Source organism: Selenomonas timonae (genome assembly GCF_014250475.1).
GTDB lineage: Bacteria > Bacillota > Negativicutes > Selenomonadales > Selenomonadaceae > Centipeda > Centipeda timonae.
Map to the genome: position 1 here is coordinate 1,704,293 of NZ_CP060204.1, position 15,628 is coordinate 1,719,920.

Annotated in this window: 19 protein-coding genes; 13 read left to right on the forward strand and 6 right to left on the reverse strand. The window is 51.2% G+C overall.

Annotation, left to right across the window (positions count from 1 at the left end; genetic code table 11):
- The first annotated feature begins 152 nt into the window (after positions 1 to 152).
- Positions 153 to 353 (forward strand): helix-turn-helix domain-containing protein, encoded by a 201-nt coding sequence (locus H1B31_RS08255; RefSeq protein WP_185979961.1) that lies wholly within the window; start codon positions 153 to 155, stop codon positions 351 to 353.
- 26 nt (positions 354 to 379) lie between these two features.
- Complete coding sequence (locus tag H1B31_RS08260) at positions 380 to 1,405, forward strand: DNA-methyltransferase (protein ID WP_185979962.1); 1,026 nt, start codon at positions 380 to 382, stop codon at positions 1,403 to 1,405.
- Between the two features lie 87 nt (positions 1,406 to 1,492).
- Here the strand turns inward: H1B31_RS08260 and H1B31_RS08265 are convergent, their stop codons facing one another.
- From H1B31_RS08265 to H1B31_RS08290, 6 genes are all read right to left on the reverse strand, one after another.
- Entirely contained in the window at positions 1,493 to 2,497 is a 1,005-nt protein-coding gene (locus H1B31_RS08265; RefSeq protein ID WP_185979963.1) for a BstXI family restriction endonuclease, read from the reverse strand.
- Between the two features lie 228 nt (positions 2,498 to 2,725).
- A complete protein-coding gene (locus H1B31_RS11300) occupies positions 2,726 to 3,013 on the reverse strand; it encodes a DNA glycosylase family protein (RefSeq protein ID WP_221933437.1) in 288 nt (95 codons plus the stop codon).
- A gap of 111 nt (positions 3,014 to 3,124) precedes the next feature.
- Positions 3,125 to 3,328: a helix-turn-helix domain-containing protein gene (locus H1B31_RS08275; protein ID WP_069180671.1), complete on the reverse strand. Its 204-nt coding sequence runs from the start codon at positions 3,326 to 3,328 to the stop codon at positions 3,125 to 3,127.
- A 12-nt stretch (positions 3,329 to 3,340) separates the two neighbouring features.
- Positions 3,341 to 5,158: an AAA family ATPase gene (locus H1B31_RS08280; protein ID WP_185979964.1), complete on the reverse strand. Its 1,818-nt coding sequence runs from the start codon at positions 5,156 to 5,158 to the stop codon at positions 3,341 to 3,343.
- Positions 5,159 to 5,162: 4 nt separating this feature from the next.
- Positions 5,163 to 5,612 (reverse strand): ABC-three component system middle component 2, encoded by a 450-nt coding sequence (locus H1B31_RS08285; RefSeq protein ID WP_318842486.1) that lies wholly within the window; start codon positions 5,610 to 5,612, stop codon positions 5,163 to 5,165.
- Positions 5,605 to 6,618 carry an ABC-three component system protein gene (locus H1B31_RS08290; RefSeq protein ID WP_185979966.1) on the reverse strand — a complete coding sequence of 338 codons (1,014 nt, stop codon included), beginning with the start codon at positions 6,616 to 6,618 and terminating at the stop codon, positions 5,605 to 5,607. Before H1B31_RS08290 ends, H1B31_RS08285 begins: the two co-directional genes overlap by 8 nt.
- Before the next feature lie 425 nt (positions 6,619 to 7,043).
- Between H1B31_RS08290 and H1B31_RS08295 the strand changes: the two genes are divergently transcribed.
- The 11 genes from H1B31_RS08295 to H1B31_RS08345 all read left to right on the forward strand — a co-directional run bounded on the left by H1B31_RS08295 (position 7,044) and on the right by H1B31_RS08345 (position 15,607).
- Positions 7,044 to 7,538 (forward strand): RNA polymerase sigma factor, encoded by a 495-nt coding sequence (locus tag H1B31_RS08295; RefSeq protein ID WP_185979967.1) that lies wholly within the window; start codon positions 7,044 to 7,046, stop codon positions 7,536 to 7,538.
- Positions 7,539 to 7,617: 79 nt separating this feature from the next.
- On the forward strand, positions 7,618 to 7,830 hold the full coding sequence (locus H1B31_RS08300; RefSeq protein ID WP_185979968.1) for a hypothetical protein: 213 nt from the start codon (positions 7,618 to 7,620) through the stop codon (positions 7,828 to 7,830).
- Positions 7,808 to 8,317, forward strand: a complete 510-nt coding sequence (locus H1B31_RS08305; protein ID WP_185979969.1) for a siphovirus Gp157 family protein — start codon at positions 7,808 to 7,810, stop codon at positions 8,315 to 8,317. The genes H1B31_RS08300 and H1B31_RS08305 overlap by 23 nt, the downstream gene beginning before the upstream one ends.
- A 14-nt stretch (positions 8,318 to 8,331) precedes the next feature.
- Positions 8,332 to 9,333 (forward strand): ATP-binding protein, encoded by a 1,002-nt coding sequence (locus tag H1B31_RS08310; protein WP_185979970.1) that lies wholly within the window; start codon positions 8,332 to 8,334, stop codon positions 9,331 to 9,333.
- A 15-nt stretch (positions 9,334 to 9,348) separates the two neighbouring features.
- Positions 9,349 to 9,849: a hypothetical protein gene (locus H1B31_RS08315; protein ID WP_185979971.1), complete on the forward strand. Its 501-nt coding sequence runs from the start codon at positions 9,349 to 9,351 to the stop codon at positions 9,847 to 9,849.
- Between the two features lie 15 nt (positions 9,850 to 9,864).
- Entirely contained in the window at positions 9,865 to 11,418 is a 1,554-nt protein-coding gene (locus H1B31_RS08320) for a DEAD/DEAH box helicase (RefSeq protein ID WP_185979972.1), read from the forward strand.
- Between the two features lie 39 nt (positions 11,419 to 11,457).
- Positions 11,458 to 13,467, forward strand: a complete 2,010-nt coding sequence (locus tag H1B31_RS08325) for an AAA family ATPase (RefSeq protein WP_185979973.1) — start codon at positions 11,458 to 11,460, stop codon at positions 13,465 to 13,467.
- A gap of 156 nt (positions 13,468 to 13,623) precedes the next feature.
- Entirely contained in the window at positions 13,624 to 14,091 is a 468-nt protein-coding gene (locus tag H1B31_RS08330) for a RusA family crossover junction endodeoxyribonuclease (protein WP_185979974.1), read from the forward strand.
- A gap of 17 nt (positions 14,092 to 14,108) precedes the next feature.
- Positions 14,109 to 14,621, forward strand: coding sequence for a DUF4406 domain-containing protein (locus tag H1B31_RS08335; protein WP_185979975.1), 513 nt, complete (start codon positions 14,109 to 14,111; stop codon positions 14,619 to 14,621).
- A 2-nt stretch (positions 14,622 to 14,623) separates the two neighbouring features.
- On the forward strand, positions 14,624 to 15,034 hold the full coding sequence (locus H1B31_RS08340; RefSeq protein ID WP_009441546.1) for a DUF1492 domain-containing protein: 411 nt from the start codon (positions 14,624 to 14,626) through the stop codon (positions 15,032 to 15,034).
- 198 nt (positions 15,035 to 15,232) lie between these two features.
- A complete protein-coding gene (locus tag H1B31_RS08345) occupies positions 15,233 to 15,607 on the forward strand; it encodes an HNH endonuclease (protein ID WP_185979976.1) in 375 nt (124 codons plus the stop codon).
- Positions 15,608 to 15,628 lie beyond the last annotated feature (21 nt).

Genomic DNA, 15,628 nt, shown 5'->3' on the forward strand with positions numbered 1-15,628 from the left:
AGTATGTCAATTGTTAAGATAATAAAAAACATATTTAAGCATAATAAAACATCATCAAATATATGAAGACAGATAAAAACCGTTGATATTTCAAAAAAAGTTTGCTATTCTTGTAGTCGGTAGATGTTTATTGGCTCGTTAGGAGGTGTAACATGAGCACGGAAGAGCAAGTCAGCGAGAATTGGATAGGATTAGAACAAGCAGCCATACATTTGGGTGTTCGTCCCATAACTGTGCGTGATTGGATAAAGAAGAAAACGGGGATTCCAGCCCACAAAATTGGTAAACTCTGGAAGTTTAAGTTATCCGAGCTGGACGAATGGGTCAAGAGCGGAAAAAGTGCAATAGATTAAGGGATAGATAATTTGTGAGGGGAAATATGGACACATTAGGTGTATTTAACGACATAAAGACAAAATTTAAAGAGACTGATTTTGGAATTGATGACTCCGTTATAATATGTGGTGATTCCTTAGAGTTGCTAAGACAAATTCCAGACCATAGCATTGCGCTGATATTGACTGATCCTCCATATCATTCAACCAGGAAAAAGAACATTATAGGCGATACGAGTTTTTCAAAAGACGAAGATTACATTGACTGGATGCGTCAATTTGCAATCGAGTGGAAAAGGGTATTAAAGTATAATGGTAGCATTTTTTGCTTTTGTTCCTCAACGATGTCTGCACAATTGCAGATGATGTTCTCGGACTATTTTAATATACTTTCGGAAATAACGTGGACAAAACCTAATGCTCCAGGGTATGACGGTTGGAAACAAAAAATGAAAAAAGAGTCTTTGCGTCAGTGGTATCCGCATTCGGAGAAAATACTGTTTCTTGAGGGGGCAGAGGATGGAAATCTTTTCAAGAGTTATTTTGGTAGCCAGCTTACAAAATGGCGTAAAACGGCAAAGATGTCCATGAAAGAGTTGGCTGAGATAACTAAATCTTACGGGAAGATAAATCACGGTGGAGCAGTGGCGAATTGGGAAGTAGGCAGAAATATTCCGAGCAAAGCGCAATATGATAGATTAAAAGACGCATTAACAGGGGCGGGAGTAAATGGTATACCTGATTATGAGGATATAATACGTCCCTTTAATGTCTGTAAGGATGTCGAGTTTACCGATGTATGGACATTTGAAAATGTACGGCAGTATAGAGGTAAACATCCTGCCGAAAAACCGATTGACTTACTAGAACACGCAATTAGTGCGACTACATTTGAGGGGGACATCGTTCTGGACTGTTTCTCTGGTTCCGGCTCCACAGGGGTTGCAGCAACACGTTTAAAGAGACTGAGCATACTCATGGAGATCGACCCCAAGTGGTGCAACTATGCATCAAATAAGCTGAGAGGAGAATATTTCTTCGGGAATGAATTATTAACGAGAGCTCAGTAACAACCTGCCCCCCAAAAAGTTAGACTTAGAAAATCTAGCTTTTGGGGGGCACTACATATTGTGTACTCGTTTGTTTAATGACAGAGATTAATCCTGATCGATAAACCCTGCTTTTTTATTGGTCTTCAGTACTGATTGCATCCATGTTAATGTTTGAGCTATTCCCGAATCTTTGACAACTACATTACAGAAATGATGCCCCCAGCCCAGATTATATGGCTTATGGTTAAATGCACCGAACTTCAGTTCATCAATATGGAAAAGATTAACTTGTGTAACGGTTAGATCTGGGACTTCTCTTCCCTCAGGTTGCTTCACACGATTGAGAAATTCACGGCCAGAAAGTTCTTTTAGGCATAAAGGGCAAATCGTGTGCCGTTGGCTGTTGATGATACGCATTTCCATTAATCTTCCGTAATCAAGAAGACCTTGTTCTTCGCACAACTTAAGTATTCGTTCTTTTCGGGAGAGTGCATCCTCTTTTGTCATTCCGTTTTCGGATGCTACTTCTACGGCATCATAACAGAGCCAGTATTCTGCCTCAAGTTGCTGACGGCAAGCAGCAATAGTGGCTTGATTGGCATATTCATACAGACGAATCCCTGCACCTTTGGGGGATTGAGAGGCATATCCAAGGTTTATTTTCTTTGCTTTTTCGGCATCATTTGCTGTAGTTGCCGGTACTCGTGCTACATATTCGCCACCAAGAGGCGCTTGCCTACAATTGGCGGCTTTCCATTTGAGCATCTCTGGACTGTGAGAGTCCCAGTCACTTCTCGTTTCGTAAAAGATAAGAGCGTTATTTCCGAGAACGAGAGCATTCTCGAAAAGCGTTTTTTGGGGATCTTCCCACGAAAAATACTCCGAAGGGGGAATCAGAACGATATATCCTTTTTCAAATATGTTCTCTCTTGCAAGTTTTCTCAAATTACCGTCTTGTATCCATTGATGAAACGGAATCAAGACGGTATTATTTCGCCCTACACGATTTTGATAAATGACATCATCGTCTGCTCCACGGGTCTGACCCGTTTTACTAATTTTTCTTTCGAGAAGCTGTGGAAGTTTTGGTAATCGTTTTTTTTGGGTCATGGTAATTGCTCCCTTCTTGGTTGAATAAATGAAACTCTGATTTTGTAAACCCGGCCGCTAAAGCTCAATAGAGAAATCTCGCCGTGATGGCCGAATACGGCTTCCATTTCTGGCATTTCTGTTCCACGGCTTTTCGGCTCGTGTCATCCGTCTTGTACATCCACCGATAGACTTGCAAAAATACACCATCTCCAAAAGGAAGGATATCCAGGCGATTCAGCCCGAAAATCAGATACATTTTGCCGTCCAACTGCCGATACCACGGATTTTTGTGAGTGCAGCCATAACCTCAGCATCAAATTTATGCGCTAAATCATCAAGGTTTACATCTCCAGTGATGATAGCATTGGTGAGATTTCGAATATAGGACACTTTCGGTTTTGATGTGCCGATAGATCCGATTTTCTCATCCGAAAGCATCTCTATTTTACTGGGGGAAATATCTCCATCGCACAAATCCTCCAATCGTGCATATATCTTTTGACTGACCTTCATGAAAAGCATCTGTTCAATCATCTCATGCACCGACCGACTATTGCTGTGACCTTTGCCGGCTGCTTATCCTTACGGCATAGATATTGGATGGAGGGAGTGTTCATATCGAGAGTGATCAAATCCTGCATGAGCCTACTCCTTCACGGACTCCATAATATCTTCAATATTGCAATCGAGCGCCACACATATCTTCAGAAGAATGTCTGTGGTGATATTCTCTCCCTTGCCCAGCTTGGCGATGGAGGCGGGGCTGATGCCCGTTATACGCCTGAGATCCTGCCGATTCATGCCTTTGTCGATCAGGAGCTTCCACAGCCTGTTATAAGTGATTCGCATATCCGTCTCCGCTTACTCTACGCCATGAAGAAAACCGGGACGGCCTTCCGTCAGCCCCTTGGTGAAGGTGATGACATTGGCTCCTGCTGCCTCATAGTCCAAATCCGGCAGATTCTTGGAATTCTCAATGATAATCAGCTGCCCCTCCTCTTGGTGGTTCATGAAATAGCGAAAGAGTCCGGAACACATACTTTCCGGCGCAGAATCCGCTACGCCTTGGTCAAGACCAAGAAGGGGCGTGTCAATGATGAGGAAGCCCGGGTAATACTTGCCATGGTGGGCAAGATAGTGACGGAAGGTGAGTGCAGTTACGCTGTTGACAAAGGACGTATATCCCTGCCCTTCATGGGTAGATTTTTTATGCCCATTAATCTCTATATCAAAATCGGAGATGTTGAAATTGGCAACAATAGGCTCTGTCGAATAATTGCATTCACGAAGGATGTCCTTGTAATATTGGTTGATGAGTCTTTTGAAATCGTCATCAAAATGCTCTCTGGGATGATATTGCAACGCAGATTCCGGCTCGACCGGAGGATTCCTTAAATCTGCCTCCCAGCCGACTGCAAAATCGTCGATTACGCTCATCTCGCGCTTTAATTGCAGGAAGTTTTTGTAGTCTGCGAGTGATTTGCGCATCGCCTCTGCTTTAGGACGCAGCTCCTGCTGAATGTGGCACTCGATGCTGTCCTTCTCGGCATCGAGTTTTGCCATCTCCTCTGACATCCAGTTCATTTCCTCGGCGAGCGACTGTTCTGCTTTCGTCAAATCATTCATCTGAGCCAATATGCGGGACAGTTCTCCACGGGCAGATTCGATGTAGGTTTCATCATCCTTGGGCGTGAAATGACTTTCGCAAAAGGGGCAGACGGTGTTCTTATCGTGAACGCTCCGACTCATCTCGCCGTCGGCAATAAAGGTCAGTCTCTTGATGTCGGCTGTGTACTGGCTCTTGAGGGCGGTGTACCGGGACTTCATCAGTTCCGCCTCAGTCATTTTCTCCTGCAGTTCGCTGATTTCTTGCACCAGTTCCTGTCGGCGGGAGAGAGCTGCAGAGATCGCAGATTCCGTCTGCTCAATCCCTGCAATGAGGGCGGTCATCTGCTGCTCCACATCAATGCCCTGAAACGCCGTCATCTGTTTTTGCAGCACCTTCTTCTTCTCAGAGATGTTGCTGATCTGCCTGTTCACATATCTTAAAATGGCATTTCGCTCTGCGATTCGGATTTCCTTCTTGGTCTGCTCATCGTGCTCGGGAAAATTGGAGCCGGTCATCAAAAACAGCAGGGAAGAGAGAAAGACGGTCTTTTGAATGCTTTCCTTCGGCTCCAACACGGATTCTACCTTGCCGATGTCATTGTTGAGAAAGAGCAGCATGTGGAGGAAGGTTCGGAGTGTCAGTGGTGCCCGCTTGAAATCGATGTTCTTGATCACCATGCAGGGGACGGGAATCCCCATTGCGCTCAAAAGCAGGTCACTCAGCACAGGCAAGCCGTTTCTTTGACTCTGACTGTATTTCAGATTGTATTTGTCACTCATCATGCCGGGGATGTTGGTTATCACGTCCACTTGATCCTTGTGAAATTTACGCGTGATACTGATCGTGCCATCGGCAGCCTGCACCAGAAGTTCCACTTCGTCATAACCAAAAGTCTCGTCTATGGGGAAGTCACCCATTTTGCCAAGAGCAAAATCAATACACCGAGCAACGGCGGTCTTCCCGGTATTCGACCGCCCACAGATGATGTTCAGACCGGGGGTGAAATCCACGAAAGAGTCGCGCTTGCCTATGCCTCTTGCCGTGACACGGCTAAAATATATTCCGGCCATCCATTTATCTCCTCTTTAGCGCGTCCATCGCCTGTCGCGTAATCTTTGAAAGCAAAGACGCATCGGATGTTTTTCCAAGCATTCGGTGTGTCTTTTTTACTGTCTCCATATATGCTGCAGCGTATTCGGACTGCATGGATTTCACGAACTCACGGCCGCGCTCATTCAGTCCGAACAAGAATCCTCCGGGGGAGGGGGCTACAGAGATAAAGCCGTCCAGCACAAGGGATCTCAGTGCGCCGTTTAACTGCTCCCGCTTGGCGGGGAGTTCACTAAAACTGAACTGGTTTTCGCCGTGCAGGTTTTGTTCTGCCATACCGAAATCCCGTCCATAGACTGTCATAAGGTCATACGCCGCGATGCGGTCAATGGTTATGGAACGCGGCTTTACGGCAGAGAGGATGAGCAAAATGCGAAGTGACACCTCAAAGGACGTATTGAACAGTTTAGGCATCGATGTTCACCCACGATTTGATTCGCTCGTCATCTACCAAGATATGGCAGACGCCCTTCCGTGTTCTGTTCGAGATGAAGCCCTTGATATTGACGAGGTTCGACTTGGCAAGTTCTGTGCTGGTGATTTTCTTCAATACTTCCTGCAGGCGGACGTAACCAGTCTCATGATTCTCGTCAAAATACACCATCTCGATGCCGTCATAGGCGTCATCCTTCAGCGCGTCAAATTGGTGCTCTCCGTCTACGAAGGCATCCCTTACGCTGTGCTGGATGCTTTTGGCATCGAAATATGCCTCTCTCTGCCGCTTTAAATGCTGCTGCAGATTCTCCGGCAATTCTCCTGCGGTATCGGGGGTGACTTCTCTTTCGAGACGCTCCGAATACACCTCGCAGAGTGCATTGATATACGGGAGCGTGGCGTCGTTGATGTCCTCGTGAGGCATTAGGGCAGGATGCAGTTTGATGATCTCGCCGCTGAGCAGATAGACCGAGCCATTCGCAAATCGGGAGGGGTGAATCGGCACGGCGGGAACAACCTCGCCGACTTCATTCCTTCCTTCAAAGAGATCAATTTGGGCGCCGGGGAGTTTTTGCAGTTCCGCTTTGATGATGCTGCAGAAAATCTCGGCGCACGTCTCGTCTACATTGTCTGTGGTGCAATCTACCCCGTATTGAGAGAGGTCGGTGCACAGATTTTTGCGGGCATCGAAGGGGATATCCGCAGCTGCTTCCAAGAAGCGGCTCTTGTCGAGATTGGCATGAACCGCCCGCAGGACAGATTCCGGGATGTCTCTCTTTCCCTTGTACATTTTGTAGGCGGCACTTTTCTCAGATTCCTTGCCGAAAGGGTAGTACTTGTCATCATCGTCCAGACCAACCTCGCGAGAAGAGATCGGTTCCTTCATAAAGAGGGCGAAGAAGTAGGCGCAGAAACTCGGTATTGATTTGTTCTCCGCACCAACGTACTTTCTCATGATCTGTAAAAACAGACTGATGGTTAACACAAAACTCCCCCTTCGCGAAAAGTGGACAGAGTCTGTCCGCTCCCGTCCACCGGAGTCCAATTTTCGAGGGAGCGGATTTGGTATGCTTTACCCGGATGGTGAGAGAACATCATCGCAGATAAAACACAGTTTCTATTATATCAGCAGTGAGGGGGAAAAATCTACATTTTTGTTAATGGAATTTATGTGAATGTGAACATTCACAAGCCGTAATCGAAAATCTTGTAAATTTCTCAATGCCTTGAGATGGCCATTAGAGGCGGCGGGAACGCACGAAGAGACGAACTGCACAAGCAGTATTGGCACTTCGGTGTTTCCACCGTGACTTTTTGCGCCCATCTTCAAGCGAAAGAGGCCGGTGTACATCGCGTGTATCGGCCTTTTGTGTTCCTGCCGCCCGCATCCAAGGCGGAAAGGACACGACCATGAAAATTGCTCTGTATTACGAAGACAAGATCCATCCGACTGTTTTGGAAGTTCCCGAGGAGGAATGCACCGTCATGGTAGAGGCGGACTATCAGGAGAGGCTGAATGCCGCCGAGGACAAGAACGCAGTTCAGCGGCGCACGGCACAGGAGATTTTGGATGCCGAGGTCAATGCTCCGACTTTCCGTAGGAATCGCACCGAGACGCGTCGCCATATCCACTTGTCTGCCGATGATCTTGACCGCCGGAGAGCGGATGCCATGCCCGATGTGCCAACGGCTTTGCTCGGCGCGGATTATTCGGAGCTTCATCACGCCATCGCGCAGCTTCGTCCTCAGCAGCGGGAACTTCTGCGGCGCGTGTTTTGGGAAGGTGTGCGCCAGTCGGAGATTGCACGTCAGGAGGGTGTATTGGAAAGCACCATATCGGAGCGGATGCGGCGCATCTATCAGCGGCTCAAGAAATTCTTGCCCGATGGAAAAATTTTTCTCTGAAAACCATGAAGTTTTGCGTTACCCGTGGCTCTTAGGTGAAGGGCAACATCAAACCGCCCTTTGGAAAGGATGAATCGAGATGAATCACACACTCAACATCAAGGTCTCCAAGGAACGTACCAATGGTGGGATCGTGGCTTGCCGTCGGCTCACGGTGCGGGAGCGTCTGCTTCGCTTCTTCCTTGGCTGTCCCGTGAAGCTCACGGTGATCGTGCCGGGAGACTCCGTGGACGAGGTAGCCATCTTCGAGAAGAGAAAGGAGAATGCTTATGCCGGCACGACCGCTTTATGAGCTTGCCGCAGGCTTCAATGCACTCTTTGACCTCGTCTTAGATGAAACGATGGACTTGGAACTTTTGGAAGAGGGGCTGCAGTCCATCGAGTGCGCCCTTGAGGAGAAATGCGCGGGCGGCATCGCGCTCATCAAATCGTTGGAAGCGTATGCGGAGGCATACCGAAAGGAAGAGAAACGCTTTGAAGCGCAGCGGCAGATTTTAGAGAACCGCATCAAACGCATCAAGGAGTGGTATCGGCAGAACCTCGATGCGATGGGGAAATCCAAAGTTCCCACGAGGTACGGTGTCATGAGCGTTCAGAAGAACGGCGGCAAACAGCCCCTCAAGATTGACGATGCCGCTCTTATCCCGGAGGCATACCTCGTCACTGTGCCGGCGCATAAGGAAGTGAATCGCGAGGCTCTCTATGAGGCATTAAGCGGCGGCGAGGAAGTCCCCGGCGCACGTTTGGAGCCGAGAGGACGGAGCCTTCGGATCAAGTAGGGAGGAAATAGATCATGCTGAACATTACGAAAGGGAAAATTGACCGCGCCCAAAAGGTGGTCATCTACGGGTCTGAGGGAATCGGCAAATCCGGTATTGCCGCCAAATTCCCCGATCCGCTCTTCATCGACACCGAGGGTGGAACAGCGCACATGGATGTGCGCCGCATTGAGAAACCGCAGTCGTGGGAGGAAATGATCTCCGTGGTCAAAGAAGTGGCAGCGACCAAGGATTTGTGCAGGACACTGGTGCTGGATACCGCCGATTGGGCAGAGCAGTTGATCGTTAGCTACCTCTGCACAAAGTACAAGCAGAACTCCATCGAGTCTTTCGGCTACGGCAAGGGCTATACCTATTTGGGCGAGGAGTTTTCGCGGCTTCTCGTCGCATTGGATATGGTTCTGACTTCTGGGATCCATGTGGTGGTCACGGCACATGCCAAGATGCGGAAGTTTGAACAGCCGGACGAGATGGGCGCATACGACCGCTGGGAGATGAAACTCAGCAAGCAGGTAGCGCCGCTTCTCAAGGAGTGGTGCGACATTCTGCTCTTTTGCAACTACCAGACCTTTGTGGTCACCTCGGAGAACAACACGCAGAAGGCACAGGGCGGCAAGCGTGTCATGTACACGTCCCATCATCCCGCATGGGACGCAAAGAGCCGTGTGCCGCTGCCGGAAGTCTTGGATCTGGACTACAAACACATCGCCCATATTTTCTCGCGGGGGCAGACTCCGGCAGCCACAACCGTCACGCAGACGACAAAGCAGGAAGCACCGGCACCGCAGCAGCAGAACCTGCCGGAGGAAGAAAGCGCTGCCGATGTGTTCCGCAGCATTTTGAAAGAGAAGGGCGTCACCGAGGAGGAGGTGCGGCAGGTGGTCGCCGCCCGTGGGAAATACTCAGTGGAGACCCCGATTGACGACTATCCCGACGAGTTTTTGTATGGCTACGTCATCCGTTACTGGGATCAGATTTTTGACATCATTCAGCAGAATCGTAAGGCTGTTGTTTAAGGGAGGAAATACATCATGGCAGAATTTGTCAACAACAACGTGGGTATGGATTGGACTGACACCATCGAAAGCGATGGTCAGGAATTCATCCTCCTGCCCGAGGGGGATTACAACTTCGTGGTGTCCGCTTTTGAGCGGGGGCGTTTTCCGGGGAGCGCCAAGATGCAGGCCTGCAACAAGGCTACGCTGACCCTGCAGGTGGAAACGAAGCAGGGCGTCGCCAGTGTCCGCACCGATCTCATTTTGAACCGCCTCGTGGAGTGGCGCATTTCAGCGTTCTTTCGGTGCATCGGCAGGAAGAAGCACGGCGAGCGGCTGGCGATGAACTGGAACAATCTCGAAGGCGCAAAGGGGCGGGCTCATTTCAGACCCCGCAAATATACCGACCGGGACGGCAACGAGAGACAGACCAATGATGTGGACCGCTTCTACGATTATGACGAGAAGTTCTTTCCGGTCGAAGACTCTGCAGACTTCGGCGGGATTCCCGTCAGCCCGGCGGACATTCCGTTCTGATGGGAGGACAAGCAAGTGGAACTTAGACCGTATCAGGTCGAGGCGAAACAGGCAATCCTGTCCGAGTGGAGCGAGGGGCGTCGCAAGACACTCCTCGTCCTCTCCACAGGGCTCGGAAAGACGATTGTGTTTTCCTCGGTGACAGAACATCAAGTGAAGTTGGGACACAGAGTCCTCATCATGGCGCATCGTGGGGAACTTCTCAGCCAAGCCGCTGACAAGCTGAAGATGCTCACGGGACTTGATGCAGCATTTGAGCAGGGAGAGAACCGCAGCCTCGGCAGTTTCTTTTCCGTGACAGTAGGATCGGTGCAGTCCCTTTGCCAAGAAAAGCGGCTTTCGATGTTTCCGCAGGATTATTTTCAGGACATCATCGTGGACGAGGCGCACCACGCACTCTCGGAGAGCTATCAGCGTGTGCTCGCGCATTTTCCGGATGCCAATGTCCTCGGCGTAACGGCAACACCCGACCGTGGAGACAAGCAGACGCTCGGCACATTTTTTGACTCACAGGCTTACGAGTATTCCATGAGCCGCGCCATCCGGGAGGGGTATCTCTCTCCCGTCAAGGCGCGGATGATTCCCCTGCAGCTGGATATCAGCAAGGCGGGTATCTCCGGCGGGGATTACAGCGCAGCGGACATCGGCTGCGCGTTGGAGCCGTATCTTCACCAGATCGCAAACGAAATGGCGCGTTACTGCAGGGGCAGAAAGACCGTGGTGTTCCTGCCGCTCATCGCCACATCGCAGAAATTCTGCCAGATGTTGAATGATGTCGGCATGAGGGCAGCGGAAGTCAACGGCATGAGTGATGACCGCTCGAAAATCCTTGCAGAGTTCGAGAATGGCATGTATGACGTGCTATGCAACTCCATGCTCCTTACAGAAGGCTGGGACTGCCCCGCTGTGGACTGCATCGTAATTTTGCGCCCCACCAAAGTGCGGAGCCTCTATCAGCAGATGGTGGGACGCGGCATGCGGCTCTTTCCGGGCAAGGAGAACTTGCTCCTGTTGGACTTTCTCTGGCTGACGGAGCGTCACGATCTCTGCAGACCATCGGCTCTCATTGCCAAGGACGCGAACATCGCCGCAATGATGGATGAAAACCTCCGAAATGACGAAGAAGTGGACATTCTCGAAGCCGAAGAGGAGGCAGAGCGGGACGTGCTGCGTGAACGGGAGGAAGCATTGGCGAGGGAGCTTGCCGCGATGCGGAGCAAGAAGAAAAAGCTGGTAGATCCGATCCAGTATGCGCTTTCCATCGCCGCTGAGGATCTCACAAGCTACGAACCGACCTTCCCTTGGGAAATGGGACCGCCGTCTGAAAAGCAGCTTGCTTTCCTTGAGAATCGCGGCATCCTGCCCGACACCGTGGGAAACGCCGGGCTTGCCTCGCTCCTCATCGACCGTCTGAAACGGCGGCAGGAGGAAGGACTCGCCACACCCAAACAGATCCGCTGCTTGGAGCGTTACGGCTTTCGGCGCGTAGGCACGTGGCAGTTCGATGCAGCCAGTGCTCTGATCTCCCGCTTGGCGATGAATCATTGGCGCGTCCCCCAGAGGGGATGACGCCGTCCGTATATACACCGTGAAAGGACGTGATTTTTCATGGACAAGAATATCTTGTCGGCTTTGAAGTACATCAACGTTGCGGAGGTTGACCGCGCCGACTGGATTCAGGTTGGCATGGCACTCAAGGAGGAAGGTTATCCATGCTCCATCTGGGATGATTGGAGTCAGAGAGATCCTCGTTACCATCCCGGCGAATGCGAAAAGAAGTGGGCGGGCTTTAGCGGCACGGCCACTCCCGTCAAGGGTGGCACGATTGTGCAGCTGGCAAAAGAGCGCGGTTGGACTCCTTGCGCTGAGGGCGCGATGGCATGGGATGACACCATCGAATATGACGGTAACGACGGCTTCAACGGATTTTCGCCGCCCGATGCGTGGAATCCCGTGCAGGACTTGATCGACTATCTCTCTCTGCTGTTTGATCCTGCTGACCGAGTGGGCTATGTCACGGGCGACGTATGGCAGGGGGGCGAGGGCAAGTGGCTGCCCAGTAAGGGCGTGTACGACCGCACGGCAGGGGAGCTGATCGCATCCCTCAAGAAGCACGCCGATGACATCGGAGCAACCGTGGGTGACTGGAAACCGGAGGTGGGCGGTTGGATTCGGTTCAATCCGCTGGACGGCGAGGGCGTAAAAAACGAGAACGTCACCAAGTACAAGTATGCTTTGGTGGAATCCGATACGCTTCCCATCGCCGAGCAGGATGTCTTCTTTCGCAAGCTGGAACTGCCGATTGCAGCTCTGGTGCATAGTGGAGGAAAGAGCCTTCATGCCATAGTGCGTGTGGATGCCGCTGACTATGAGGAATACCGAAAGCGCGTGGCTTTTCTCTACGACTTCATGGAAAATCAGGGCGTCCCCATCGACAAGCAGAACCGCAATCCCTCACGGCTTTCCCGGATGCCGGGGCTTACTCGAAACGGCAATCGCCAGTACCTCGCCGCAACGAACATCGGCAGGAAGTCATGGACGGACTGGATGGATTTCGTGGAGGGCGTGACGGATGAACTTCCACCAATGACCCCACTCTCGGCGTACAAGGATAATCCACCTTTGCTCCCCGAAGAGTTGATCCACGGAATCCTGCGGCGCGGGCATAAGATGCTCATTTCCGGATCGTCCAAGGCGGGAAAGTCGTTTCTCCTCATGGAGCTTTGCGTCTCCATCGCTGAGGGAATCCCGTGGCTGGGGTTCACTTGCCGCCAAGGGCGGGTGCTCTATGTCAATCTCGAAATTGATCCGGCAAGCTGCATCACCCGCTTCCTCAAAATTTACGATGCCCTTCATCTGCCTATAAACAAATCGGAAAACATCGTCATCTGGAACTTGAGAGGCCACGCTGTGCCATTAGACCAGCTTGTGCCCAAACTCGTCCGCCGTGTTCGTGACCAGCATTTGGATGCCATTGTTATCGATCCCATCTACAAGGTCATCACGGGAGATGAAAACAACGCATCCGAAATGGGGCAGTTCTGCAACCAGTTCGACAAGATTTGCACGGAGACCGGCTGCTCTGCGATTTACTGCCATCATCACAGCAAGGGCGCGCAGGGGAACAAGCGGGCGATGGACAGGGCTTCCGGCTCCGGCGTATTTGCCCGCGACCCCGATGCCCAGCTTGACATGATCCAGTTGGAACTCACGGAAGACATCAAGAACAACCTGCGTGACGGTCACGCTACGGCTTGGCGTTTGGAGTCGAGCCTTCGTGAATTCGAGAACATCGAGCCGGTGAACTTCTGGTTCGAGTATCCCATTCATCGGTTGGACACGAATGGCAATCTTGGTGAGATGCCCGCACAGGGAACACTGGAGGCGGGACGCATGAAGAACAGCCACGCCAAGACTGCGGAGGCGTGTGCGGAGGAGTTCCGAAACGCTTATCAGGCACTCAATATGGACGGAAACGTGACGGTTTCCGACATGATGGGTTATCTCAATGTATCGGACAAAACCGTCTACGCAAGACTCAAAAAACTGGACGGCGAATTCATCCTCAAAAAAGGCCGTATCTTAAGGAATGACGGGGCTTCCAAGGATTTTGAGTAAATTCTTCTTCTACGCTGTTTATATATACATATAAACAGAAGAAACGTCGTTACCCTCCCAAAGTGGGAAGGACGTACTACGTCCTGTCCTTCCCCTTTGAGGAGAGTAACGTGACAAAACAGCCGAGAGGAACCAAAAGAAAGGCAGGTTTAGAAAATGATATTTTTCCTCGACATCAATCCTCCTACGGCGACCGCGCAGGAGAAATCCGTGCGGATCGTGGGCGGCAGACCGATATTTTATGACCCGACTCCCCTAAAGAAGGCAAAGGTGCTTTTGACCGCACATCTGGGGAAACACCGTCCGACCGCACCTCTGGACGGAGCCTTGGAACTTCGCACCACATGGCTCTTTCCGATGGGCAAATCCCATAAAAGCGGCGAGTGGCGCACGACCCGCCCGGACACCGACAATCTGCAGAAAATGCTCAAGGACTGCATGACCAAGTGCGGCTACTGGGAGGACGATGCCCAAGTCGTGCGGGAGATTGTGGAAAAGCAGTGGGCGGCAGAGCCGGGGATTCACATTGAAATCAAGCAGCTGGGGATTCAGCGCACATCGAACCGCAATGGGGAAGGCTACAGCGACCCTACAGCAAGAGACGCGCTGAGGCACTGCAAGTAAGAAAGGAGCAGATCGCTATGAACATGATTTATATTTCCCATCCCTACACGGGAGCTGAAAAAGAGAACCGCAAGGCAGCAGCGGCGATTGCGGCGGAGCTCGCCAGGAAATACCCGCATGTCCTGTTCGTCAATCCGCTGGATGCCATGCGGCACTTGAAGGCCGCCAAGATTCCCTACGATACGGTCTTGGAACAGTGCAAGACGCTTCTCGGCAAATGCAACGGTTTGATCATGGCAGGAAACTGGAAGGACAGCAACGGCTGCATGGAGGAATATCTGTACGCCGTTCATCATCGGCTGACAATTTGGGAAGGCACGGAGGAATTTGACAGCGAGGAAGTCATGCCCCATGATCGATGCGGAACGCACGCGTCTTGCAAAAAATGTATCTGCCCATCCTGCGCCCATCGACTTACATGCTGGAACTGCAACGACTGTGTGCAGGAGGCGGGGCAGACTGTTCCCATAGGATATACAGGTGGCGACGTTTGGCAGCCGGGCTGCTCCCGCTACGAAAAGAAGGGCTGATCATGATGACAGCTAAGGAATATCTGAGCCAGGCATTCAAGATTGACAGAAAAATAGACAGTATGTTGGAACAGTCCGTGCGGCTGCGCAGCATGGCCACCAAGACCACCACCGTCCTTAGCGATATGCCGGGGAGTGCTACGAAGAATCCGCACAAGCTCTCCGATGTGGTGGTGAAGCTGGTGGAGCAGGAGGAGGAGATTGATCGTGAGATTGACCGCTTGGTAAGCCTCCGCGCCGAGATCTATGGCGTGATACAGGCTGTGGAGGATATGGATGAGCGGCTGGTCTTGGAGATGCGCTACATGGGGTATCACACGGTCACGGAGATTGCCAGGCGCATGGAAGTCGGGGAGCGACAGATATACCGCATCCATGAGCGCGGTCTGCAAAGTGTGGTCGTTCCTTCGTGAAGAGCATGAAATGTCATGAAATGTCAGGGAATGTCATGAAATGTCAAAAAGCGGAAAAATGTCACAAAATGTCAGTGAATGTCAGGTTGATGTCAGTACGACCGATGTGATATGATACACTCAGCAAGAATAGGATATGGAATCAGCCTTCTCGGAGAAGCAATTCTCCGCGAGGGCTTTTTTGATGGAGGTGAAGCGATGCCGAGAAAGCCGAAGCGACCCTGCCGCATGACGGGCTGTCCGAACCTTACGGATCGAAAAAGCTGCTACTGCGAGACGCACGAGAAAACGATGCAGAGGCATTATGACCATTTCGCTCGTGGCTACGATCAGCACGAGAGGTACGGCAGCGCGTGGCGCAGGATTCGTGACCGCTATTTGGCAGCGCATCCACTTTGCGAGTGCTGCAAGGAGCAGGGCAGGTACGTCCTCGCGACGCTTGTGCATCACATTCGACCTCTCGCCGACGGCGGCACGCATGACGAGAGCAATTTGATGTCGCTCTGCGTATCCTGTCATGAGCGGATTCATCAGCGCGGCAGAGGCGATGGATACCCCCTAGGGGGCGGTTAAATCTCTAAAACCGCGCCATTG